The 650-nt window shown below is 46.2% G+C and carries 1 protein-coding gene; it reads left to right on the top strand.

Annotated features, from left to right (window positions below; genetic code table 11):
* Positions 1-296 (top strand): putative PEP-binding protein (locus tag R7E78_RS27495; RefSeq protein WP_318058801.1); only part of this gene is annotated, 296 nt, incomplete at its 5' end.
* Positions 297-650: the final 354 nt, after the last annotated feature.

The raw sequence follows: 650 nt of genomic DNA, 5'->3' as shown, positions 1-650 counted from the left end.
TCGATGGCTTCTCTATCGGTTCAAACGACATGACTCAGCTAACGCTTGGTCTAGACCGTGACTCTGGCGATGTGGCTCACCTGTTTGATGAGCGTAACGCAGCGGTGAAAATCATGCTGAAAATGGCGATTGATGCTGCAACCAAAGCTGGCAAGTACGTAGGTATTTGTGGTCAAGGCCCATCAGATCATGAAGATTTGGCGGAATGGTTGATGGAGCAAGGCATTAGCTCTGTTTCACTCAACCCAGACACCGTTATCGACACTTGGTTACAGCTAGGTAAAGTTAGCAAGTAATTTGCCGAAAGGAAGCCACTTAACACAAGTGCTCCTAAACCAATGAGACAAAGCCCTCAAACTGCGGTTTGAGGGCTTTTTTGTTGTGCTTCTATCACGCCCTTGTCAAGGGTACGTGAGTTCGTGACGTCAATCCCAACCTAGAATCATCGTCAATTTTCCCTATCCCAAATTTCACCTAAAATGAAATAAAACCGACCACGTTTAGGACGAGCTCTAATGAAAAAGCCGATCGTTATCTTAACCACACTTATGTTACTCACCTCTCCAGCTCATGCAGATTGGGACGAGATATCCAACAAAATGTCTGAGCTAGGCGAAGCGGTTTCGGATACTGCGCAAGATGTTTGGGAC

This window comes from Vibrio sp. YT-19(2023) (assembly GCF_033337395.1).
This window is presented reverse-complemented; position numbering and strand designations above follow the sequence as displayed.